The organism is Pirellulales bacterium (assembly GCA_035546535.1).
Classification (GTDB): Bacteria; Planctomycetota; Planctomycetia; order Pirellulales; family JACPPG01; genus JACPPG01.
In genome coordinates this window covers 1-23857 of the sequence record DASZWQ010000181.1, presented here as the reverse complement: position 1 = coordinate 23857, position 23857 = coordinate 1, and the positions used below count along the sequence as shown (strand labels likewise).

Below are 23857 nucleotides of genomic sequence, written 5' to 3'. Positions count from 1 at the left end.
CGCGAATCGCGACCAATACTTTACCGGTTCTTCGTTGCACCCCGAAATGTATTTTTGCCGATGCCGTTCGCTGCCTTTCTGGTCGCCGTTGTCGCCGTCGTCACCTGTGTGGGCATCCACCTAGGCACGCTCGTCGTATTGTCGCGGACGCTCGATCGTTGGTTCAAACGCGCGCACTGGTGGGCCATCGGCTGCATGGTGCTGATCGCCATCCACGCGCATATTCTCGAGATCAGCAGCTTTGCCGTCGGCATCCGGGTGCTCGAATACCTGCACAACGGAAAGGTGTGGCAACCCGACGAACGATTCTTCGAGCCGTGGTATCAATCGGCCGTTGCTTATACCACCCTGGGTGATGAAACGTCCACACACGCCAGCATACGGCTCTTGATCTCGGTCGAAGCCCTGACAGGGCTGATCCTGATCACGTGGACCGCCTCGTTCTTATTCCTGGTGATGCAGCGTACTTGGGACGCCGAGCGCATCAACTGGAACGACAAGCCAAAGAAACGCTCAAAACCCACCGCGCTCGAGGATCTCGAAATCGTAGAGGCGGGCAATCTCGTCGGCTGATTTGTTGGCCAAGCCAGTGAAGCGCTGGTACAGCGCATCGACGTCGCGCACCCCCAGCCCGGCCAGCAGGCGGAACTTGTGCGCCAGGAGCTTGTCGAGATTTCCGCTCGCGTTGCGGGCGTGCCCTTCGGGGTACATCACCAGGCCGCTTGAGAGCGTGCCGAGCGTCGCGTGCTCGATCTCGATCGACGTGGGGATGCCGTCCGGATACTTCGCGTCGTAGTCCGCGCCGCCGTGTACGAATTCGATCCGCTCCATGATCTTGCGCGTCAGCGGGTGGTACAGGCTCTTGTCGTTGTAATCCTCGGGCACGAGCATCAGCTCCTGCCAGCCCGAGCGACGCTGCTCGAACGCCTTGCGCAACAGCGTGGCGATGATGTAAACCATCGAATGATCGGCGCTCTGCCGAGTGTGCGGATCGCGCTTGGCCGGATCGCCGATGATGTGAAAAGCTGGCTCGTAAATCGCGATCTTCACCCGCTTCAACTGGCTTTCATCCGCCAGTAATTGCGGATTGGCCGCGAGCAAGTCCTGAATGCCCTGCAGCGCCCCGGCCGATTGATGCTCGTAGAGTCCCAGCTTGAAATGCATCCCCATCACGGCGAAATCTTCGCCCGCCGTCGATAGCGTCAGATCGAACGGGCTGGTGTCGCGCGATTTGGGCTTTTCGAACAGGCAGAAGATCGCCTCGGGATTGCGGAAGATATCGGCCGGACCGACGAATCCGCGCATCGCGCGGCGCATCGACAGCACGGCCACCTCGGTGCTGATCGCGGCCGATGCCCCCTTCGAGTCCGACAATTGATGCCCCGCCCGGATGGCACGAAAGGGAATGTAATGTGCCACGACCATGCCGATGGCCGATTCGATCTGATCAACCGTGGCGCCCATGATCGCGCCATAGACGGCGGCCGAGCCAATCGCCCCGTGTACGACGTGGTCGATCTTGTAATCCTTCAGAGCGAAGACCTCGGCCAGGCGACCGCGAATCTCATCCAGCGCGATCATCGCCGCCAGCGTCTGCCGGCCGTCAAGTCCGCGCAACTGCGCCGCGGCGACCGCCACGGGATAGAAGTCGTTGTGGCCGAATTCGCCACGCGTGTAGCCACGGGCCGGGTTGTAGCCGAAGTTCGTGCCGTTCGAATCCCACTCGCGCACCGCCGAGCTATTGGCCAGCACCGCCTTCTCGGGCATCACGCGCTCGGTCGAGCCCAGGCAGGGCACGCCTTGCGGGTTTTTGTATTCCAGCGCCTCGCGCCGCAGCACCGTGGGGGCGTTCGTGCCGCAAGCCAGTGCCGAGACGCCGCAGGCGATGCTGTCGAGATGAAATCGCTCCACCATCCGATAGACCGATTCGGCCGGGCCGGTGAACCGCCCGCCGAGAAAGTCGATCGCATACTGAGCAATACCGCGGGCCTGGTTCTCGTTGCGCGCAAGGGTCAGATAGTCGTTGGACACTTCTGTGGATTCCTGTTGCCGATTCAGTGGACGCCGACACAAGCCGCACCGGCGAGCCGGCGATTATCGGCCTGCGGACCGTTTCTCGCAAGGATGGCCGGCGGCGGGCCAAGAGAACTGCAAAGTTGAGATTCTGCGCGCGAATTTTCTGTAGCCGGCCTCTGTGAGGGCCGGGATTTCACGTGCCGCTTCCGGGTCGCAGACCCTGGCTACAGACTTTGCAGTTCTCCTGAGGGGCAGGCGGGACGCCTGCACCACAAATGAATTCGAGCCCGCAATTAGACTCTAATCATGCACCCCTCGTCAGCCATCGGAATGTGAACGTGCTGGCTGCTTCCCTCGTTCGGGGCTAGATTAGCAGGAGGGGAAGTTCGCAGCTGCAAGCGGGGTAAGTCGCCGGGCCAGTTCGCCGCGCGATGCTCGCGCAGCCGGTGCGAGTCTCGCTGCGAGAATTCGACTCCTTTGTCGCCGTGCGGTCGGACCATGCAAATCGAGCAACTTGGCCCGTACAAAATCAATCGCCAGCTCGGACGGGGCGGCATGGGGACCGTCTACGAAGGCATCCTGCGCGATACGGGCGAGCCGGCGGCCATCAAGATTCTCTCCGCGACGCTCGCCCACGATGACGGCTTTCGCGAGCGTTTCAAATCCGAGATCGAAACGCTGCGCAAGTTGCGCCATCCGAATATCGTTCGCCTGTACGGCTTTGGCGAAGAGGACAACCACCTCTTCTACGCCATGGAGCTGATCGTCGGCCGCAGCTTGGAAGACGATCTACAGGCGGGCCGAAAGTTCGCCTGGCGCGAAGTCACGGACTATGCCATTCAAACGTGCCGGGCCCTCAAACACGCGCACGACCGTGGCGTCATTCACCGCGATATCAAACCGGCCAACTTGCTCGTCTCGCAAGAGGGACAGGTCAAGCTGTCTGACTTCGGCATCGCCAAGCTGTTTGGCTCGACAGGCCTGACGGCCGTCGGCGGCGTATTGGGCACCGCCGAATACATGGCCCCGGAGCAGACCGACGGACGCCCGATCACGCCGCGCTGCGACCTCTACAGCCTGGGCGGCGTGATGTACACGCTGCTGGCGGGCCGGCCGCCGTTTAAGGCCGCGACACTGCTCGAGATGTTGCAATTGCAGCGTTTTGCCGAGCCGGACCCCGTGCGCCGGTACGCTCCCGATGTGCCGGAGGAACTGCAAGTCATCATTTCCGACTTGCTGATCAAGGATCCCGATCAGCGCATCGCGACGGCCATGGTCTTGTCGCGCCGACTGGAAGCGATGCGGCACGGCCTGTCGCAGCGCATCGAGCCTTCGCTCTCCGCGCCCACGCGCGACATTACGCAACCGCCGATCGTCAGCGTGTCGAGCGCCACGATGACCGCGCCCGGGCAGCCGGTAGTGCCGGAAGACCAGGACGCAGCGTCGGACGCTGATTCCGGCGAATACGAGCTTACGCCGCCGGCCGGTCCTCACGAGCTTACGGCAGCCGCGCGCCATGAACGGGCGCTCAAGGCGACGATCGACCTGGTGTCGGTTACCGCGGCCAAAACCGGGGAGCAGCGGGCCGGCGTGCCGACGGCCCCGGCTGCAACCGAGAAGCCCGCCTCAAGCTTCGTAACCGTTTCGGAAGAAGAACACCGCCGCACCGACGCTCCGCGCGAGCACGCGACGCCGCGGAATGTCTTGCAGACGGTCGCCCTCGGCATTGCGGTGACGGCATTGGCGGCCGGCACCTGGTGGATGATGCAGCCGGCGTCGGCCGATCGGATGTACGCGCGGATCGAAAACACCGTCGTTCCCGGCGACGTCGCGTCGCTGCAGGCGGCCGATCGCGATATCGAGTCGTTTCTCGCCCATTATCCCGACGATCCGCGTGCTCCGATCGTTAAGCAGCATCGGGAAGCGATCCGCCTATATCGCGCCGGTCGCCAGGCCGAACGCCGCGCCCGCTCGACCGCCGCCGTAGAAAATGCGTCGCTGGTGGATCGGGGCTACCTGGAAGCCATGTCTCTCGCGAAGCTCAACCCCGAGTTGGCCGCGGAACGTTTGCAGGCGCTTCTGGCACTTTATGACAACGACGGCGGGCTGCTGCCGGCCGATCAGGAGTCGTTGAAACTGGCGCGCCAGCAATTGGCGCAATTGCAAGCTCAAATCGATGAGCGATCGCGCTACGACGTGCAAGTGTTGCAAGGGAGGCTGGATACGGCCGACGCGCTTGCGAGCACCGATCCTGCGGCGGCGCGCGAGATGCGCGAGGCCATTATCAAGCTCTACAGCGACAAGCCGTGGGCAACCCCCGTGGTCGAACGTGCCAGGGCCGGTCTGGCGGCCCGCACGGCGGCAGACCATCATAAGAGTTCGCCCCCCACGCAATGAACATTTGCCCGAAAGCGTCCATGAGCAACCCGCAGCCCTCGCAACCCGGTTTCCCCACCACGCGCTTGCGCCGTTTGCGGCAGCATCCGCGGTTGCGCGAAATGGTGCGGGCGGTGCGGCTTGACCCGAAGCGGCTGATCCAGCCTCTCTTCGTACGTCCGGGTAACAATATCCGCCAGGAAATCGGCGCGATGCCGGGCGTGTTCCAGCTTTCGATCGATGAGATGGTACGCGAAGCCGAGCAATTAGGGGCTGCCGGCGTTGGCGGCGTCATTCTCTTCGGTATCCCCCCCGAAAAGGACGCGCTCGGTCGCGACGCCTACAGCGAGTCGGGCATTGTGCAGCAGGCGATTCGAGCCCTGAAACGCGCCACGCCCGACTTACTCATCGTCTCGGACGTCTGTTTCTGCGAGTACACCGATCACGGCCACTGCGGCGTAGTGAATCAAGCGACGGGGCGGACCGACGTCGACAACGACGCGACGCTTGCACTTTTGGCCAAGCAAGTCGTCAGCCATGCCCAGGCCGGCGTCGACATGGTGGCCCCTAGCGGGATGATGGACGGCATGGTCGCCGCGATCCGGCACGCCCTCGACGGGGCCGGCTTTGCGCACTTGCCGGTGATGAGCTATGCGGCCAAGTACGCGAGCGCTTTTTACGGGCCGTTCCGCGACGCGGCCGAAAGCGCGCCGGCTTTCGGCGATCGCCGCACGTACCAGATGGACCCGGCCGTCGACCCGGGCCAGGCCTTGCGCGAAGTCGAGCTCGACCTGGCCGAGGGAGCCGACATCATCATGGTGAAGCCGGCGCTGGCTTATCTCGACATCTTGCGCAGCGTGCGCGATCGTTTTCCCGGCGTGCCCCTGGCTGCCTACAACGTATCAGGCGAATACAGCATGGTGAAGGCCGCGGCCGGCCGTGGCTGGCTCGACGAGCGCACGGTCGTGCTCGAATCGCTGACGGCCATGCACCGCGCCGGCGCCGACATGATCCTCACGTACTGGGCCAAGGACGTCGCCGGTTGGATCAAATAGCGGAGCGTGGATGGTAGCACCGAGCGTTGTCGTCGGGCCATCAGAGACCGACTGGTTGGCACGGACAACGCGCTTGTCCATCCGTCGTGAGGCGCCAGACAGTGTCGCTTGATGACAACGGCATGCTTATTCGCCTTTGGCGAAAAAGCATGGCACGCCTCGAAACCGGGCGTACGATCAGTTCTTTTCGGCCGTTGGCTTCTTGATCGCCCCTTCGACAGGGCTCTTGGCCCCTTCGGTATATTTGGCGCCTACCAGCTCATACGACTTTTCGGCCCGCGTCCGCAGCTTCTTCACGGCCGCAGGGAAATCCTCATCCGTCACGCTGTCGTCGCAGAACGCGCAGCAGCTTTCCCATGTGTAGCCCAGTTTTTTCCACTGGGTCATACCGCCCGGGCTGATCTCGTCGGTCACCGGGCACCAGACGATGCTCATCGCCTGCATGAAGTTGTTGATGTACCGCTCCTTTTCGGCCGTCTTGGCGTACTTGTCGGGATCGGCCAGGAATTTCTCTTTGGCGTCAGGCTTGCTGCCGCGGTAAGTCACTCCTTTGTACTCCCACGTCGGCAGCTTCGGGTCCGACGGCACGAGGTACACCGGGCAGAGATCGACCGACTTTTGCTTCTGAGGAATCTTCACCTTGTCGAGCATCACCGAATCGGCCGGCAGTTGGGCCCAAGCGACGTTCGAGCAGGCGAGGGCAGCGACAAAAAACAGAATTGCGATTCGTGTCGACATAGAGAAACCTCTTGGGCCAAATATCCTTTGCGTGCGGGCATAAGTGATCATTAAAGGTTAACGCCCGGCTGAAATGCGTTCCAGACCATCACCGCGGCACGTCGGGACATGACCCTTGTTTTGCGAACTTTCCGTGGTGGCGACTCTCGTCAGCCGAGGGTGATTCGCAGTATCAGCCACAGCGTAACGCCCACGAACAGCCCGCCCAGCGCAGCCTTCACACCTTGGCCAAAGAGCACTCCCACCGCCGCGAAGCCACAGGCCGGAATCGTCGTGATGAAGAAGATCAGTCCCAGCTCCATCCAGCCCGGATCGCCGTGGTTGTACGACCATCCGAATGCCACGGGCACGGCGGCAATCAGGGCCACCGTCGCCACGGCCAGCCCCGCTGCAAGCGTCACCTGCCGCGACGTGATGGAAAACCGATGACCGCCGCGCGGCGAGTTTTCCATGAGCTTCAAAGGTCCTTGGTCACTCGCCCAAGCTATAGGCGACCACGCGTCCGTCGTTCGTGGCCATGGCGATGTACTGCTTGCCGTCGGCCATGTAGGTCATCGGCGTGCCGCTGGGCGAACCGGGGAGTGGGATTTCGGCGATCACCTTGCCCGACGCTTTGTCGAAAGCGCGGAACAAGTGCGCCGCTCCGCCCGAGCGTCCACCGCGCCCGGCAGCACCCTGCCCGACGAAGAGCAGGGTCTTGGTCAAAAGCGGTCCGCCGCCGCCGCTGCCCAGTGGGCCCACGTCGCGACCGACGATTTCGCTGATCTTCTTGCGCGGGCCGTCGCCGTGCGGAATCATCCAGGCGTGCTCGCCCGTGTTCAGGTTAATCGCCGTGATGCGGCCGTACGGAGGCTTGAAGAGCGGGATGCCTTTCGGGCCGTCCAGCCCGCCAGCAAAGGCCGGTCCGCCGCGGACGTAACGCAGGTTCGAGCGGGCCGGATCAGGCTCGTTCAGCTTCACCACGATCGGCGCCGTGATCGACGGAATATAGAACAGACCCGTTTCCGGGTCGAACGCCGCGCCCCACCAGTTGGCTCCACCGGCCCAGCCGGGCAGGTTGACCGTGCCACGCTCGCTCGGCGGCGTGAAGAGAGGGCCGTGATCGTAATCACTGATGATTTCTTTGGCCTCGGCGAGAATTTCGGGCGTGAAATCGACCAGGTTCTCTTCGGTCGATCCCTGCCGTTCGTAAGGCGCGGGCTTGGTGGGGAAGGGCTGCGTGGGCGAAAGTCTCTCGCCGGGCACTGTCGATGGGGGCACGGGGCGCTCCTCGATCGGCCACACCGGCTTGCCCGTCACGCGATCGAAAACGAACGTGAAGCCCGTCTTCGTGATTTGCGCCACGGCCTTGATCGGCTGACCATCGACTTTGATATCGCACAGCACCGGCGCGCCGGGCAGATCGTAATCCCACACGCCGTGATGCACGGTCTGGAAGTGCCAGATTCGTTCGCCGGTCTTGGCGTTCAGGCAGACGAGCGCCTCGGCAAACAGTCCATTACCCAGCCGCTGCCCGCCGTACCAGTCGTTGGTCGGCGTGCTCATCGGCAGGTACACATAGCCCAACTCTTCGTCGGTGGTCATCAACGTCCAGACGTTGGCGTTGCCGGTGTACTTCCATGAATCTTCTTCCCAGGTGTCGTTGCCGAATTCCCCCTCTTGCGGAATGGCGTGGAAGAGCCAGGCCGGCTTGCCCGTTCGGACGTCAAATGCCTGCACGTCGCCGCGCGGGGCTTCCTTGTATTGCGGACCGTCGGAAATGCTCGAGCCCACGATCACCACGTCGCGGCAGATCACGGGCGGCGAGGTCATGGTGTAGTTCCGGGCGTTGACGGCCAGCGGAATGGCCTTGGCCAGGTTGACGCGCCCTTCTTCGCCGAAGCTGTCGATCTTCTTGCCGGTCTTGGCGTCGATGGCATAGAGGTACGCGTCATGGCCGGCGAGCAGGATGCGCTCTTCCTTGCCGTCGGTCCAGTAAGCGACACCGCGATGGACGTAACCCAGGTTCGTCGGCCGGCCGGCCTTGTAGACTTCAGGATTGAACACCCAGATCGACTTGCCGGTGCGGCCGTCGACCGCCGCCACCTGGGCAAGCGACGTGCTGATGTAGAGCGTATTGCCCACGGCCAGCGGTGTGGTCTCGTAGGCGAAGGAACCGAGCGCGCGGTTCTCTTTTTGCAGCGGCAGGTCGGGCGAATCCCACGACCAGGCCAGCTTCAGTTTTCCTGCGTTTTCGGCGTTGATCTGGTCGAGCGTGGAATATTTCGTGCTGGCCGCATCGCCACCGTAATACTTCCAACTGCCGTCGGTTGCGCCGCGCGCGACGGTGTCACGCATTGGGACCTTGTCCGCAGCCGATAGCTGCGTGGTTGACGAAACGAGGATCACGACTGCGATAGAGAGTTGAACTGGCGAGCGCATGCTTGTTCCGCCCTCGAAGTGTGGTTTGCCAGCGGCGACAAACGCCCGACCGCTTCCCCCCTTAGGAAACGGTCGACAGAGAGCAAGCATTATGCCCTGGCGGAATGCGGCATTCAATCCGCCGGGCGGCTGCCGAAACTTGTTGCGTACCGCGCCCCGGCCAGAGACAATGACCGTCCTCATCAGTGCCACCCGGGCCGGGGTGGCTTAATCGGTGCTCACGAAAGGGGAATCTCATGCGCTCGCGCCTGCTCGTTGTCGGATTGTTCCTGTTCTCGGTTAGCTCCCGGGCGACGTTCGCCGCACCGCTTCCCGACGCCCCGCCTGATCGGGTCGGACTGGATGCCAAGCGCCTGGCCGAGATCGATCCCATCGTGCGGTCGTATATCGACGAAGGAAAACTGGCCGGAATCGTACTGTTGGTGGCGCGCGAGGGCAAAGTCGCCCACACCAGTGTCTACGGCAAGATGAATATCGAAGCGGGCGAAGCGATGCGACGCGATGCGCTGTTTCGCATCTATTCGATGACCAAGCCCATCACGGGCGTCGCCTTGATGACGCTCTACGACGAGGGGCGATTCGATCTCGACGACCCGGTGTCGAAATATTTGCCCGCCTTCAAAGATGTGAAGGTATATGCAGGCGAAGACGGCGGCACGGTCAAGCTCGCCAAGTTGACGCGGCCGATTACCATTCGCGACCTGATGCGACACACCGCCGGGCTGGCCTATGGCCTGCTGTCGATTTCGCCGGTCGATGAAATGTACAAAGAGGCCAAGATTCTCGACCGCACGAAGAACCTCGACAACATGGTCGAACGGTTGGTGAAGATTCCGCTGGCCCAGCAGCCGGGCGAAAAGTGGATGTACAGCATCGCCGTCGACGTGCAAGGCAAGCTGATCGAAGCGCTGTCGGGCAAGCCACTCGACGAATATTTCGCCGAGCGCATCTTCAAGCCGCTGGCCATGAGCGACACCGGCTTTCACGTCCCGGCCGACAAGCTCGATCGGATGACGGTCAACTACGGCAAGAAAGACGGCAAGCTGTCGCCTGTCGACGGCGGCAAAGACAGCCAGTTTGCCACGAAGCCGGCGCTCCTGTCCGGCGGCGGCGGCCTGGTCTCGACTGCCGACGACTACCTGCGCTTCTGCCAGATGATGCTCAACCGCGGCGAGCTTGACGGGGTGCGAATACTCAAGCCGGAAACGGTCGATTTGATGACCCGCAACCATCTCCCGGAAAAACTGGTGCCGATCGCGCTGGGCCCCTTGTCGATGGCGAATACGGGCTTTGGGCTGGATTTTGCCGTGCGGGTCGACACGGCCAAGGGAGAGCCCGCCGGGTCGCTGGGCGAGTACTGGTGGGGCGGGGCGGCCAGCACGCAATTCTTCATCGCGCCGCGCGAAGACCTGATCTGCGTCGGCATGACCCAGTTCATGCCGGCGACGCCGACGTTCGTGCAGGACGCGCGCAAGAAGCTCTATGCCGCGGTGCTCGAGCCGGCGGCCAAGTGAGGCGAGGCACCGGAAAAAGACGTGGCGGCTGCGCATGTGGGCCGGAAGGAACCGCGGTGCGGCGGCTGCACAGGATAGGGCATTTACGGCAAGGGCATTCGCCCCCCTGCGCAGCGAAAGTTGGTCGATTTCGAACCACGTTTTTACATCGCCGGTGAAAAAAATTTCAAAATTGCGATCCGTTCCTGTCGAGTCCTGGGCGCGGAAGGAGATTTCTTGTAAGCAGAAAAGAACCTCAGGGGCACTGAGGAGTTCTTTGACATGAAGTGTTCTTTCGCCCTGGCGGCATGCCTGATTGTCTGCGCCGCGAATGTCCAGGCGCAGCATCATCATCGGCAGCCACCGCCCCAGCCGGCGCCGCCCCCCACGACGCCGACTCCCACCACGCCGGCGAAGCTGCTGTTTTCTTCGGAGTTCGACACGGCAGCCGATTACACGGCCGGAGCGGCCAAGAAGTGGAATACCAGTTGGCCGCTTGGATCGGGCGTCAACAGCAATGCATCGCCCGGCGAAGTGCAGATCTATGTCGACGTGCAAAACGGCGAGACGTGGGGACCCAATCCCTTCACGCAAGGGGCCTCGATGGTCGGCATTTCGGCCACGCCCACGCCCGGGTTGCCGGCGCCTTTTACCTATACCTCGGGCGTCTTGTCGACGGCAGGGATTTTCTCTTTTCAGTACGGCTATGTGGAAATGCGGTGCATGGCCCCCAGCGGCAAAGGATTCTGGCCCAGCCTGTGGATGATGAAGTGGACCGGCAGTTGGTTCAACGTGGTGTGGCCTCCCGAGGTCGACATCTTTCAATTCAGCAGCCGCATCAATAACGAGTACTACCCGGCGGTGATCTATGGCAGCGGCACGACGGCCGGCACCTTCGTGAACGGCGGTACGAATCTTGCGCAGGCCATGCACACCTATGGCTTCGAGTGGACCGCCTCGACAATGAACTGGTACTTCGACGGGAAGCTGGTGTTGACGCAAAAAGCTCCGGCCGGAACCGCCGTGCCGATGTACCTGATGCTCAGCCTGGCCGTGGGGGACGACGGCGGCTGGATCGGCCCGCCCGACGGCAGCACTGCCAGGTGGTGGATCGATTACGTGCGCGTGTACGACAAGAAGCCGTCGTAAGTCGCGCGCATTCTTCTCATCGAGGGCACTGGGATCGCGGCGGGACGATGGCCTTCAATGCTGCGCGTGCCCAGTGCCCTCGATCATTCACCACGACGTTGTTCAAACCAGCATTGGGTGCCACTGGTGGCTCGCCCGCGACTGGCGAACGCCGCGTAAGGGCCGGGCGGACAATCCCCCCGTGGCGTCCCGCCGCGGAGCCACAAGGTATTGAATCGCTGGAGAGAGCTACTGAGTAGCGCTCTTGTCCGCGATTGCGCCAGCGCCCACCAGCTCGCCGCCTCCCGATACCTCGTCCGGCCTATGCACGATGTCTGGCCTGACGCCGCGCGTGAAAAAGCGCCCCAGGGGGCCGGCCACAATCGCCGGCAGCAGCACCAGGTCGGCGAACAGCCCCCAGGCCAAGAGCAACAGCATAAGCAGACCGAACATCTTGGTCGGCACGAACGAGCTGAAGCCGAACACGGCCAGCCCTAAGCCGACGATGATCGAGCTCTGCGCCATGGCCACGGCGGCGTTGCGATACGCAAACACAGCGGCTGTCTTTCGGTCGTAGCCACGGCCGATCCCGAAACGAAACCAGGTCAGATAGTGGGCCGCATCGTCGACCGACACGCCCATGGCGACGCTGGCCGTCATCATGGTGCCGATGTCAATCACGGCTCCGGCGTAGCCCAAGTAGCCGAACACGACCGCCATCGGCCATACGTTCGGGAACATCACAAGTAGACCGGCCAGCACGCTGCGGTAAACGATCGCCATCACCGCGGCCATGATCAGAAAGGCGGTGAAAAAGCTTTCGATCAACCCGTTGAGCAGCGCCCGTTCGGCCTTGTAAACGACTGGCGTGACTCCTGTGTAGAGGGCCGAGGCCCCGCGCACGTCGGGATCGTTCGCCGCGTCGAGAAACGGTTCCACCTGTCGCTCGATTTCGTGAACGAACAGCCCGTAGTCGACGTCTTCGTCCGCGAGCAGGCGCAGGCTGATGCGCCATTCCTCTTCGTCGTTCCCGTCAGCGGTATCGCGGCTGAGATAGTCGCTCGATTCGAATTCCGCGCGGCTCTTCAAAAGCTGCTTGTTGAGCACGTCCTGGCGGACACGCTCGGGATTTCGCACGAGCAGCCGCTGCATCGCCTTCGAGGCCCCGCGGCCGCCGCTGGACACCGGCTGGTCGAGGCTGGGTGCAAAGGTCACGGGTGACATCGAGCTGCTCACCTCGGGCAGCGCAACCAGGTGCCGTTCGATGCGATCGACCAGCGTCAACCTTTCGAGGAACGACTGCTGATTCTCGCGATTGTCGAAGCGGATGATGACTTCCATCGGAATCAGCCCGCCCAGGTGCTCCTGCAGCCACTCGTATTTGCGCACCAGCTCAGCCTCGGGCGAGAAGAGATTCGCGATCGAGACCGACGTCTTTACGTACCGCGCTCCGATCCCCAAGCCGACAAGCGTGGTGGCAAAAGCCAGAATGACGAGCGCATGGTGCCCGACAATCCCCCAGGCAAGCTTCAGACCCAACCGATGAAACCAGCGTCCATCCGTCGGTTCGTCCCAGGGATGGATGGCTGGCGGAGCGACCGGACGCGGCGGCCAGAGCTGCAAAGCTGCCGGCACGCAAGTGAATAACAGCGCGAGCGTGCACAGCACGCCCAGGCAGGAATAAAACCCGAACAGGCGGATCGGCACCAGCTCGCTGATGCACAACGAGCCGAGCCCGATCGCCGTCGTCATGGCCGACAACATGCACGGCAGCCAGGCGCGGCGCAGCGCGCGACCCGCGGCGCCTGCGCGACCCCCTTCTCCTACCGTCGCACGATAGTAGTTGATGATGTGGATCGCGCCCGACAGGGCCGCGGTGTACACGACCGGCGGCATGGAATACATGATGGCGTCCATCATGTTGCCGGTGAAATAGACCATGGCCAGGGCCACCAGCGCGCTATACACCGCGGCGGTGCAAATCAGAACCGTCAGCCCCCACTGCCGCATGCACCAATAGGCGAGCCCTAGGCCCGTGAGCGCAGACAAGCCAGCCAGGTATCGCAGCGTGCCTGCGCTTTCGTCGTCGATCGCCACGTTGTCGACCGGCGGCCCGCCCATGTAGATGTCACGCGCGCTCAGGCCAGTGGCCATCTCGGCGGCCTTTTCGAGCTGCGCGAGCGTGTCGTGCAGGTCGACTTGCCCTTTCGGCGAAAGCGATACCACGGCGCTGACTTGCCGATGATCCTTGCCGACCAGCACTCCGGCCAACCGCGCCGCGGCCTCGGCACGTGTGAGATTCACAGGCGCCCTGGTCAGTCGCTCGACGACCTCGGGCCCGGTGAGCACGGTGGAAAAGAGCGCCGTGTCGATGGGCCCGTCTGTGCCGCTACGGCGCGCATCGACCAGGCGGGCGAACTTTTCCACGCGCGGATCTTCGAGCGTCGCGCCGGGCCAACTGACAAGCACCTGCGTCTCGTTCTCGAAGTGCTTCTGGAACCAGTGATAGTCCTGGGTTTCCTGGAACGTTTCGGGCAGCCAGTCCTTGACGTCGTTACGATTCGTGCCGGCAGCCCTGATCGCGCCATACGCCAGCACCGGCAGCACGAGAATCGCTGCTCCCAGAATGATCTTGCTATAGCGCTCGAAAAACAAAACGTGGAACCTCGCTGCTGGCACGTCCAAAGGAAACACTGCGGGCGAATGTCGGGAGTCCGGCCGACGTGTCGCCATCGGCTCGCGTCGCCAAGACTGCCCGCAACCTGCCGCGTCTACTCACTTGGCCGCTACGGGACCGCGATGCCGCTCGGCGGCATCGTGGTGCCCGATGACCGATTTGCTAATCACGGTCGACATGACGTGAGTGCCCAGTTCCCACTCGCTCGCGACTTTTTCCAAGGCATTGAGGAACTGTTCGACTTGTTCGCTCGTGATGGTCAGCGGCGGCTGAATTCGCAGCACCAACGGGTTCGAGCGAGCGACTTGCGTGTAAATGCCGTGTGTGTCGAGCAGCACTTGCATCGCATACAAGGCGGGAATGTTGTCGATCAGGTCGTCGAGCTTGGGGACAAGAAACGGCATCAGGCCGCTTTCGTCGACGGCTTTCCAGGCGGCCGAAATCTCATGCGGCAGCGGCTGAAACTCGAGGCCCAACAGCAAGCCACGCCCGCGTACTTCCTTGAGCACTTCGGATTCCTGCACCAGGCGGGCGAGCCCCTCGTGCAATTGGCGACCTCGAGCGACGGCGTTTTCCACCAGGTCCTCGTTGCGAATCGCGCGGATCGCCGCTAGCCCGGCGGCGCATGCCAGACTCCCTCCTCCAAACGTGCTGGTGTGCAGGGCAAACGTTTCCAGGCTGCCGTAGGCTTTGTGCCACAAGTCGCGTCGGCAGAGCATGGCGCCAATCGGCATCAGTCCGCCGCCCAGGCTCTTGGCAACCGTCATGATGTCCGGCTCGACGCCCAGCGCATCGACCGCGAACATCGACCCGGTGCGCCCCATGCCGGTCTGCACTTCGTCAACGATCAACAGGGTGCCGTGAGCGCGGCACAGTTCTTGTGCCTGACGGAGGAAGTAATCGCCCGGCACGACCATGCCCGCCTCGGCCTGGATCGGCTCGACGACGAACGCCGCGAAGCGTCGCGTGCTCAATGCCTGCTCGAGAGCGGCCACGTCGCCAAACGGAATGCTCTCACAGCCGGGCAATAGCGGACCGAACGGCTTTTGGTATTCGGGATTGCCCGTGATCGATAACGACCCGAGCGACTTGCCGTGGAACGATCGATCACAGTGCAACAGGCCGGCGCGTCCGGTGGATTTCCGTGCGAGCTTAAGGGCAGCCTCGACCGATTCGGTGCCGCTGTTGCAGAAGAAGACCATCTCCAGCCCTGGCGGGGCGATGCTCACCAACTCTTCGGCCAATTGCGCCGCGTAGGGATTCACCGCCGATTGCGCGAAGCCCGGCGCCTGTTGCCGCAGCGCGTCGTTCACCGCGGCGACGACCGCCGGGTGATTGTGCCCGAGATTGACGGACCCGAAGCCGGAGACGAAATCGAGATAGGGAACGTTGTCGGCATCCCACAAGTACGATCCCTCGCCGCGCACGAACGTTTTGACGAAGCCCCCCTTGCCTCCGAGCGCCACCAGCACGGGATTCATGTGCCGGGCGAAGAGCTTTTCGGCGCGGCCGGCAAGGTCGACGATCTTGGCCGGCTCTTTTGCGTGTTCCGCACCGTGCGTAATGCCGTTGGTTGCGCCGTTTGCACCCGCGTGCAGACCATTGCTTCCACCGGACGGTGAATGGCCATTCGCATGGCCGTTGCCGTTTCGCGCTGGCAATAGTTTGGCCGACGACGGCCGACGCACCAGTCGCGAATTCGCTTTGCGAAAGCGGATAAGCGCCGAATCATCGAGCGGCAGCCCAAACGAGAAAAACCGCGAAAAATCGAAGCCGTGCGATTTGGCGATACGGCCGATCTCGTTGATCTTGTCCACGTCCAGGCTGCGGCCGAGCGAAAACGATTCGGGGCGCTCTTCCAAGGCCAGCACCATGGTTTCGGCCAGGCAACTGGGAATCATGCCGTGATGGAACCACAGGAATTTGCTGGTGCGCGGCATGCAATCGGGAATCTGCGTCAGTCCGCCCGAGAGGACCAGCACGTCGTCGCGCGTGGCGTGCGATTCGCAAATGTCGGTCGGAATGGCGACGTCGACCACGACGCTCCACGGCTTGAGCATCGCCTGCTCGATGCAATGCCCGGCCGAAGTGGCCGAGACGACGATCTTCGCCCGAGCGACCGCCGTGGCGATGTCGAATTCCAGGGAGGCGCCCAGTTCCTGGGCCAGCGCGCTCGCTCGATCCGAGGGGCGCCGCCCGACGAGAATCAAATGCCCGCAATGCGGTGCGAGCAATTTCGCGCACGCCGTGGCGATACTGCCTGGCACGCCGACCACGGCCACGGTTTCGTGCCGCAAGTCGATTTCCAGCTCGGCGGCCGCGTGATGGACGTTCTCGATGGCCGCGAAAACGGTCAGGCTGTTGCCTGTGGTCACAGGAACCGGGCTGCGCTCGGACAGGTATTTGCCTTGACCACCGACGACTCCCGTCATTGAACCCAGCCCGACGACTTTCGCCCCCCACTGCGCGGCCATTTCCACGGCCTGCTCCATGAACTCCATGGCGCGGGCTGGCTCTTCCAGAATGCGCATGGCATCCAGCGGAATCTCGTACAACCGGCCGTCGGCCTGCGCGCCGCGGAGCGAAACGAGCCCGGCCATCTCGTCGGCCACGCGATTGGCCTCGACGATGTCTTCGGTGAGCACGTCTTCGTACGATCCGACAGCCTCGTGTACGGCGCGACAAAAGCCCACCGGGTCGGTCCCCCAGCGGTTTTGCAGCGCGTCGCCGCCGAAATGGAGGACGTAGTTGGTCTCGTCAGAGAGCGGGTGAATCAGGAAGGCGAATTTCATGGTTGCGAATCTCGGCGCGAAACAACCGACCGCGCCGTCGCACTAAACCCGTTCCTCCGTGACCGGTGTGCGCCGGCAGTGCGGCCGCAAAACGGTTCCAACTGAATTAAGCGTCGCTACAAAAACGTTCTAATTTCGACCTCCGTGATCGCCGTGCAGGAAGTTGCGCAGCAATTGCTTGCCGACGGCAGTACCGATCGATTCGGGATGGAATTGGATCCCGTAGATCGGATACTCGCGATGGCGCACGGCCATGATCACGTCGTCCCAGGTTTTGGCCGTCACCTCCAGGCAATCGGGGAGGGATGTCGGATCGCCGACCAGCGAGTGATAACGCATGGCCTCGAACGCGCGGGGCACTTCGCGAAACATCGTGTTGCCGTTGTGATACACGTAGCTCGTCTTGCCGTGCATCACTTCCGGAGCGCGGATCACGCGTCCCCCCAACGAATAGATAATTCCCTGGTGCCCCAGGCAGACGCCCAGGATGGGAATCGTCGGCCCCAACTCGAGGATCGTTTGCCGACAGATGCCGAAATACGCGGGATCCTCGGGGCTGCCGGGCCCGGGCGAGATAATGATCCGGTCGGGCGCAAGCTGCGTCAGTTCGTCGAACGAAATCTTGTCGTTGCGAAACACGAGCGGCCGTTCATCCGTTTCCCCTATGTATTGATAGAGGTTGAAGGTGAACGAGTCGTAGTTATCGAGGATGACGGTCTTCATATTTACCATCGCGCGAAATTCCGCGCGCTGTTACATCTGGCAAGCCTTCAAATTCTTCACGGCCGTAATCAAAGCTCGCGCCTTGTCGAGCGTTTCGTAATACTCGGCCTGCGGAACACTGTCAGCCACGATCGCGCCGCCGACGTTGAAGTAGCAACGGCCATTGCGCTCGACCAGCGTACGGATCACGATCGACAAATCCATCACGCCCGAAAAATCGAGATAGCCGATCGCGCCCGAGTAGATGCCGCGCTTGACCGGCTCCAGCCGGTCGATGATTTTCATGGCCTCGATCTTGGGCGCGCCGGTCATCGATCCTCCGGGGAACGAAGCCCGCAAAAGATCCAGCGCATCGAGTCCTTCGTCCAGCTCGCCGCGTATGGTCGACACCATCTGGAACACCGTGGCGTACGGTTCGACGATCATCAGCTCGGGCACGTGAACGCTGCCGAACCTGCAGACGCGGCCGAAATCGTTGCGCACCAGGTCGACGATCATCACGTTCTCGGCGCGATCTTTGACCGACGAGAACAATTCTTGATAGATCGCCTCGTCGTCGGCTTCGGACTCGCCGCGGCGGCGCGTTCCCTTGATCGGCCGGCTCTCGGCAACCCGGTCCACGCCCAGGCTGACGTACCGCTCGGGCGAACTCGAGATCACGTGCCCTTCAGGAAAGTTCAAAAACGATGCAAACGGCGCCGGATTAATGCGCCGCAGCTCCTGATACAGGTCCCACGGATCGCCGACCAGCTCGGTTTCGAGCCGGTGCGTCAGACAGACCTCGAAAATATCCCCCGCGAAAATGTGTTCCTTGCAGCGTTCGACCAGCTCGCAGTAACCCGGCAGGTCGAAATGCGATTTCACGTCGATCGTCGTCGCCGCGGCGCGCTGGGGATTCGGCCCCGACCAGGCAAGATCGGGCGGGGCTGCCTCGAAGGCTTCGATCCGCGCGAGCATCTGGTCGCGCAGCCGCTCGGCCCGCGCGCGTGCCTGCTCCTCGGTCGCGCCGCGCCCGACGACCGACAGGAACGACCGCTCGCTCTGGTGGCAATGAGCCAACAGAACGTCGTGGAACATGAAATAAACGTCCGGCATTCCCAGGTCGTCAGCACCGAGGTCGGGCATCTCTTCGACGAAGTAGCCCGCCTCGTACCCCAGGTAGCCCACGGCGCCGGCCAACAGCGGTACCGGCTGATCGGCATAACAAGCGACGTCGACGTACGATTCGGCAAGCAAGGCGCGCAGATCGTCGAAGACGTCTGCCTCGCGCGTTTCAACCTTGGGAGCGGCCAGCGGACGCCCTTCGGCGTCGTGGCGGCGCGTGACTTCGATCCGCGCCGTCGCCGGCGCGCCCGGCTGCAGGCGCCGCTTCGCCTTGTACACCAGGAACGGATCACCACCGACGAACGAGAACCGGCCCAGCTTTTCCGGATCCTTCGCGCTATCGAGCAGGAAGGAATACGGCTCGAACTCGTACAGCCGGCGATATTGCCAGAACGGGTGCGCGAGCTCCAACTCGGTGACGAGGTGGAACGCGGCCCGCTGGCCTCGGCCGATGGTTGTCGAGCTGGCGGTGTGCATCAGAAGGCCTTCTCGCGCAGGTCAAACAGCCGCTTCGCCTTGAACTCGGTACGCGGCAACGTGCCGAATGGCACCAGGGCCACGTCGACGTCGATACCCAGCGAACCCTTCAGCGATCGGGCGATGCGCTGCTGCGGCGTCGCGTAGTCCCCCTTGGGGATCTGCGAGTTCGGTTCCACCGTGATCTTGATGCGATCCATGTCGTCGACCCGGCGAATCTCGATCTTGAACTCATCCCCCACCTCGGGCAGCCGGCGAACGGCGTCCTCGATCACTGAGGGGAAGAACATCAGGCCACGAATCTTGATCAGTTCGTCGTTGCGCCCCTTCAGGCCGCCGATGGCCCGGGCGTGCGTCCGGCCGCACAGGCAAGGCTCGGTCGTCACGCTGATCCAATCTCCCATCACGTACCGCAAGATCGGCTGCGATTCGCTGAACAGGTTGCTCACGACCAGCACCCCCGATTCGCCGGCCCCGACCGGTTGCATGGTTTCGGGATGCAAGACCTCGGGCAGGTAGGCGTCTTCCATCAAATGCACGTCGACCTGGCCGTCTGGGCGTCGCACCTGCTCGCGGCAGGTGTAGCCCAACGGGCTCATGGCCACTTCGGTGCAGCCAAAGTCGTCGTGCAGCGAGGCGTGCCACAGATCTTCGATGCGTTTCTTGGTGCTGGGAACGCAGGGGCCCGGCTCGCCGGCGGCCACGATCATGCGGATCGAGCTTTCTTGTGGCGAATGGCCGGCATCCTGCATGACGCGCCCCAGGTAGAGAGCGTAAGAGGGCGTGCAAAGTAACATCGTCGGGCGATAAGTCTGGATGAAAAACGCCCGCCGCTCGGTATTCGCCCCTCCGCCCGAGATAACCGGCACGCCCATCAGGTTCAGGGCATAATGCAGCCCCCAAAAGGCGACCGAGGTGCCATAGCCGAAGCAATTGATGGCAATGTCGCCCCGGCGGGCCCCCATGGCGTACAAAGCCCGGGCGCCAAGCCAGCTCCACAGGTCGCGGTCGTGGGTGGTGTGGCGGAAAACTCGGGGCTGTGCCGCGGTCGTGCCCGACGTGGTGAACAGCATCCAGCCGCGTTCGGTCCAATCCTCCTGGCGGAGCGGCGAAAAGGTGCCCCACGGGGGATTGGCTTCCTGGTTTTCCAGCCATTCCTCGCGGCGCGTGACCGGGATTTTCGGCAGATCGTCCAGCGTACGAATACTGTCGGCCGCGAGCCCGGCTCGCTCGAACTTGGCCCGATAAAACGGACTGCACTCCCACAGGTACTGGTAGGCGAGGATCACGCGCTCTTGCTGCAGCGCGCGCAGTTGGTCGCGCGAAGCCGTTTCGAGCTCCGGGCACCAATAGCGGTCGTCCGCGGGAGCGTCGACGTGACACATCGACTCGCGGACAACTTGTCGCCAGCGCTGGCGAATATCCTCACTCATAAGTACCTGCAAATGCAGACGCACGTGTGCAAGGCTGTCACTCACACCTCACGTCCGTGAGCAGGTGCAAACGGTAATCGATGTGTCCTGGATTTACCTCCCAGGAAACCTGCAAACCGATCATTGTTCGTTTCGCGATCGAAGCGAAGCAGCGTCGGCTGCCCGTGGATTTGTTTCTGGCTGGCGAGCGAGGCCCGACGCGCTGCATCGGTCTCGTGCGTGGCGGCAGCTTCCCTAGCTCAATACAGGTTGCCCATCTTCCATAAATTGCACAGCATTGTCAAGGAGCGTAACGACTTACGGGGACCCTCGACCAACGACAGCACGACGATTCCTATTAGAAGCACGAGTTATGATTATCTGTTTTACCAATCTGAAAATCTGGAGAATCTAGACGAGTAGCAGCAAGCGGGGTAGCATCCCATCCTGCTGCGACGGCGGCGGCTTTACAGCATCGGGGGATTTCAAAACCGCGCAGCGATGTCTGATACGCTCTCTCCTTCTCTTCTGCCGCTGACGCCGTTCGAAGAGTACATGCTGGCCGACGATCGCGCGCGTCAGCCTATGACCTTCTGGTTGAAAGCCGAGGTGCAGGGCCGTCTCGACCGCGACGTCTGGCGACAAGCGGTCGACGATATGCTCCCGCGGCATCCGCTGCTCTGCCGCCTGCTCGAGGGGGACGAGACGGCGGGCTACCACTGGACAGCAAAGATCGGGCCGCCGCCGGCGATCTCCTGGGGAGGCCCCGACGAACCGCTCGATTTTCCAGCGGGCCGGATGATCGACCTGCGGCGACAGCGGGGACTGCGAATTTGGGTGCGTGGAGATGAGCACCGCGCCACGCTGTGGTTTGAATTTCATCACGCCTGCTGCGATGGCGTTGGCGCGGCCGGCTTCATCGACGATTGCCTGAACGCCTACGCCATGCTGGTGGAAGCGGCCGGTGGCAGTCGCCTGCGCACGGTAGATCCCGCACGTCTGGCTCGTCGCGGCCGGTTCGGCCTTACCTGGTGGCGGCGGCTATTGCGATTGCCGCAAGAACTGCTGGCCCTGGTGGGCGTGGTCGAATTCTATTCGCATCGGCCGCTGAGCCTGGTTGATGACAGCGACGAGGAGGACCAGGCGGCCGATCTCTCGGCCGGCCCGCTCTCGTTATCGCATCAATTCGACGCCGAGAAGTTGCAAGAGCTGCGTAGCGCGGCGCGCGCTCGCGGCGCCACGGTGAACGATCTCCTGGTCACGTGCTTGTTTGCCGCGCTGCACGACTGGGTTGCCGAGCATAAGCCGGATGCGGCTGGAAAAATCGCGCGCGTGATGGTGCCGATGAATCTGCGCCTTCCGGCCGACGATGCCACACCGGCTGCGAATATCGTGTGCATGATCAATCTCGATCGGCGCATGAATGCCAAGGCAACCGTGCCGAAACTGCTGCGCCTGGTGTCGCTGGAAATGGGAATCGTCAAACGCTGCCGGTTGGGCCTGGCGTTTCATCACATTCTGGGACTGGCGCAGCGCCTCCGACGCATCCCGCGCCTCTTGCCGACGGATCGCTGTCTGGCGACGTGCGTGCTCAGCAACCTGGGTGAGCCGCTGGTGGACGCAACGATCGAGGTCGACGCCCGCCGTGGGCCGTTGAGATTACAGAGTCTGGCGCTCCTGCCGCCGCTACGCCCGCATACGGCGGCGGCGTTCGGCGTCGTCACGCATGGGACGGTGACAACGCTCTCGATGCACCGCGATCCATCCCTGTCGCTCCAGAAAGCCGAAGACCTGTTGCGTCTGTTTTCTCGACAGATCGAAGGCTGCCTCGCTGGCGACCTCCTCTGACGGCTGTGCCATGCTTTTTCGCGGCGCGCGAATCAGCATGCCTGAACCTCGGCGACGCATCGCTTGGAATTGTCTTCGCCACATTCAAGATCAAGCAATCGTCTGGTCGATCGCCTGACCGCTGCGATCTTTGCCCCCTTCGTGCGTGCCGAGCGTCGATTTCGAGATCAGGTCATTCACGACGTTCTTGGCAAAATCAATGCTGCCGATGACCCGATCCACAGCCGCGAGCACTTGATCGACCTCTTCGGCGGTGATGGTCAACGGCGGCTGGATGCGCAGCACCATGGCGTGGGAGCGCGCGACCTGCGTGTAGATGCCGAATTCTTGCAGCAGATTGTGCATGGTGTAGAGGGCCGGAATGCTTTCGATCAATTCCCCCAATTGCGGCGCGATGAACTCGCCGATGCCCTGGGCCTGGGTCTGCTTCCAGTGCGTCATGATGGCGTCGGGGAGCGGGTTGAACTCGATGCCCAAGAGCAGTCCACGGCCGCGGATCTGTTTGACAAGCTGATATTTTTCGGCGATGCCCTCGAGCCCCGCGCGGAGTTGTTCCCCGCGTGCCCGACCGCGCGCGACCAGATCTTCGTCGGCCAGCACTTTGAGCGCGGCCAGCCCCGCGGCGCACGCCAGGCTGCCGCCGCCGAACGTGCTGGTGTGCAGCGCGAAATTCTGTAGCGAACCATAAGCCTTGTGCCACAAATCACGCCGGCAGAGCATGGCACCGATCGGCATCAGCCCGCCCCCCAGGCTCTTGGCCAGCGTCATGATGTCAGGGCGAGCTCCGTCGTGATCCGTCGCGAACATCTCTCCCGTGCGCCCCAATCCGGTTTGCACCTCGTCGACCACCAACAGCGTGCCAAACTCGTGGCACACGTGCTCCGCTTCGCGCAGGTAGCCGTCGGGCGGGACGATCATGCCTCCTTCGGCCTGCACCGGCTCGACGAGGAAAGCCGCAAAACGCCGCGATTCCAGTGCAGCGTGCAAGGCCTCCACATCACCAAACGGAACGGCCTGGCAATCGGCCAACAGTGGCGCGAACGGCTTTTGATAATTGGGATTGCCCGTAACTGAGAGTGCCCCGAGCGATTTGCCGTGGTAGGAACGGTCGCAGTGCAGAAAACCCGCCCGCCCCGTCGCGATGCGAGCAAGCTTGAGCGCCGCTTCGACGGCTTCCGAGCCGCTGTTGGCGAAGAACACCATCTCCAGGCTGTCCGGCGCGATCTGGATCAATTGTTCGGCGAGCGCCGCCGCGTATGGATTGACCGCCGATTGCGCGAAGCCCGGCGCGTGCTGGGCCAAGGCCGATTGGATGGCCGCCACGACGCGTGGATGATTGTGCCCCAGGTTCAGCGATCCGAAGCCCGAGACAAGATCCAGGTAGCGGCGCCCCTCGGCGTCGCGCAGATAGTTACCTTCGCCCGCGACGAACGTCTTCAGCGCGCCGCTTTTTCCGGTCAGCGTCACGAGCACGGGGTTGATGTAGCGCGCGTGCAGTCGGGCGGCCTGCACGGCCAGGTCTTGGATGCTTTCCAGCGCGCCGGCAGCAGCGGTCTTGTGATCGGTGACGGCAATGTGTTCACCGTCAGGCCGTCCG

At 62.8% G+C, this 23857-nt stretch carries 16 protein-coding genes; 6 read left to right on the top strand and 10 right to left on the bottom strand.

What is annotated here, in order from left to right; all coding sequences use genetic code 11:
• Positions 1-60 precede the first annotated feature (60 nt).
• Positions 61-573: a hypothetical protein gene (locus VHD36_21030; GenBank protein HVU89827.1), complete on the top strand. Its 513-nt coding sequence runs from the start codon at positions 61-63 to the stop codon at positions 571-573.
• Here VHD36_21030 and VHD36_21025 read toward each other — a convergent pair.
• Complete coding sequence (locus VHD36_21025) at positions 514-2031, bottom strand: MmgE/PrpD family protein (protein HVU89826.1); 1518 nt, start codon at positions 2029-2031, stop codon at positions 514-516. The two genes, VHD36_21030 and VHD36_21025, sit on opposite strands and share 60 nt — an antisense overlap.
• Positions 2032-2514: 483 nt before the next feature.
• On the opposite strand from VHD36_21025, the gene VHD36_21020 reads away from it, so the two are divergent.
• Together VHD36_21020 and hemB are read left to right on the top strand one after the other, a co-directional pair.
• The gene (locus tag VHD36_21020; protein ID HVU89825.1) at positions 2515-4413 is read left to right on the top strand and encodes a protein kinase; all 1899 of its coding nucleotides are present in this window, start codon (positions 2515-2517) and stop codon (positions 4411-4413) included.
• 20 nt (positions 4414-4433) lie between these two features.
• Entirely contained in the window at positions 4434-5447 is a 1014-nt protein-coding gene (gene hemB / locus VHD36_21015; GenBank protein ID HVU89824.1) for a porphobilinogen synthase, read from the top strand.
• A 177-nt stretch (positions 5448-5624) separates the two neighbouring features.
• Here the strand turns inward: hemB and VHD36_21010 are convergent, their stop codons facing one another.
• The 3 genes from VHD36_21010 to VHD36_21000 all read right to left on the bottom strand — a co-directional run bounded on the left by VHD36_21010 (position 5625) and on the right by VHD36_21000 (position 8522).
• A complete protein-coding gene (locus VHD36_21010; protein ID HVU89823.1) occupies positions 5625-6185 on the bottom strand; it encodes a hypothetical protein in 561 nt (186 codons plus the stop codon).
• 149 nt (positions 6186-6334) lie between these two features.
• Positions 6335-6637, bottom strand: a complete 303-nt coding sequence (locus VHD36_21005) for a hypothetical protein (GenBank protein HVU89822.1) — start codon at positions 6635-6637, stop codon at positions 6335-6337.
• Positions 6638-6656: 19 nt separating this feature from the next.
• Complete coding sequence (locus VHD36_21000) at positions 6657-8522, bottom strand: pyrroloquinoline quinone-dependent dehydrogenase (protein ID HVU89821.1); 1866 nt, start codon at positions 8520-8522, stop codon at positions 6657-6659.
• A 320-nt stretch (positions 8523-8842) separates the two neighbouring features.
• On the opposite strand from VHD36_21000, the gene VHD36_20995 reads away from it, so the two are divergent.
• Together VHD36_20995 and VHD36_20990 are read left to right on the top strand one after the other, a co-directional pair.
• Positions 8843-10120, top strand: a complete 1278-nt coding sequence (locus VHD36_20995; protein ID HVU89820.1) for a serine hydrolase domain-containing protein — start codon at positions 8843-8845, stop codon at positions 10118-10120.
• 261 nt (positions 10121-10381) lie between these two features.
• Positions 10382-11248 carry a glycoside hydrolase family 16 protein gene (locus tag VHD36_20990; protein ID HVU89819.1) on the top strand — a complete coding sequence of 289 codons (867 nt, stop codon included), beginning with the start codon at positions 10382-10384 and terminating at the stop codon, positions 11246-11248.
• A gap of 228 nt (positions 11249-11476) precedes the next feature.
• On the opposite strand, the gene VHD36_20985 is transcribed toward VHD36_20990, so the two are convergent.
• The 5 genes from VHD36_20985 to VHD36_20965 form a co-directional block, all read right to left on the bottom strand.
• Positions 11477-13882 (bottom strand): MMPL family transporter, encoded by a 2406-nt coding sequence (locus VHD36_20985; GenBank protein HVU89818.1) that lies wholly within the window; start codon positions 13880-13882, stop codon positions 11477-11479.
• 120 nt (positions 13883-14002) lie between these two features.
• Entirely contained in the window at positions 14003-16696 is a 2694-nt protein-coding gene (locus VHD36_20980) for an aminotransferase class III-fold pyridoxal phosphate-dependent enzyme (protein HVU89817.1), read from the bottom strand.
• A gap of 129 nt (positions 16697-16825) precedes the next feature.
• Entirely contained in the window at positions 16826-17419 is a 594-nt protein-coding gene (locus tag VHD36_20975) for an aminodeoxychorismate/anthranilate synthase component II (GenBank protein HVU89816.1), read from the bottom strand.
• 30 nt (positions 17420-17449) lie between these two features.
• Complete coding sequence (gene pabB / locus VHD36_20970) at positions 17450-19000, bottom strand: aminodeoxychorismate synthase component I (GenBank protein ID HVU89815.1); 1551 nt, start codon at positions 18998-19000, stop codon at positions 17450-17452.
• Entirely contained in the window at positions 19000-20478 is a 1479-nt protein-coding gene (locus VHD36_20965; GenBank protein ID HVU89814.1) for an AMP-binding protein, read from the bottom strand. Before VHD36_20965 ends, pabB begins: the two co-directional genes overlap by 1 nt.
• 435 nt (positions 20479-20913) lie before the next feature.
• Between VHD36_20965 and VHD36_20960 the strand changes: the two genes are divergently transcribed.
• The gene (locus VHD36_20960; protein HVU89813.1) at positions 20914-22260 is read left to right on the top strand and encodes a hypothetical protein; all 1347 of its coding nucleotides are present in this window, start codon (positions 20914-20916) and stop codon (positions 22258-22260) included.
• 90 nt (positions 22261-22350) lie between these two features.
• Here the strand turns inward: VHD36_20960 and VHD36_20955 are convergent.
• A partial coding sequence (locus VHD36_20955) for an aspartate aminotransferase family protein (protein ID HVU89812.1) occupies positions 22351-23857 on the bottom strand: 1507 nt, incomplete at its 5' end.

Coding starts and splice junctions, on each gene's coding strand:
- VHD36_21030 (HVU89827.1), top strand. CDS start 61: ATGCCGTTCGCTGCCTTTCTGGTCGCCGTTGTCGCCGTCGTCACCTGT.
- VHD36_21020 (HVU89825.1), top strand. CDS start 2,515: ATGCAAATCGAGCAACTTGGCCCGTACAAAATCAATCGCCAGCTCGGA.
- hemB (HVU89824.1), top strand. CDS start 4,434: ATGAGCAACCCGCAGCCCTCGCAACCCGGTTTCCCCACCACGCGCTTG.
- VHD36_21010 (HVU89823.1), bottom strand. CDS start 6,185: ATGTCGACACGAATCGCAATTCTGTTTTTTGTCGCTGCCCTCGCCTGC.
- VHD36_21005 (HVU89822.1), bottom strand. CDS start 6,637: ATGGAAAACTCGCCGCGCGGCGGTCATCGGTTTTCCATCACGTCGCGG.
- VHD36_21000 (HVU89821.1), bottom strand. CDS start 8,522: ATGCGTGACACCGTCGCGCGCGGCGCAACCGACGGCAGTTGGAAGTAT.
- VHD36_20995 (HVU89820.1), top strand. CDS start 8,843: ATGCGCTCGCGCCTGCTCGTTGTCGGATTGTTCCTGTTCTCGGTTAGC.
- VHD36_20990 (HVU89819.1), top strand. CDS start 10,382: ATGAAGTGTTCTTTCGCCCTGGCGGCATGCCTGATTGTCTGCGCCGCG.
- VHD36_20980 (HVU89817.1), bottom strand. CDS start 16,696: ATGAAATTCGCCTTCCTGATTCACCCGCTCTCTGACGAGACCAACTAC.
- VHD36_20975 (HVU89816.1), bottom strand. CDS start 17,419: ATGAAGACCGTCATCCTCGATAACTACGACTCGTTCACCTTCAACCTC.
- pabB (HVU89815.1), bottom strand. CDS start 19,000: ATGCACACCGCCAGCTCGACAACCATCGGCCGAGGCCAGCGGGCCGCG.
- VHD36_20960 (HVU89813.1), top strand. CDS start 20,914: ATGTCTGATACGCTCTCTCCTTCTCTTCTGCCGCTGACGCCGTTCGAA.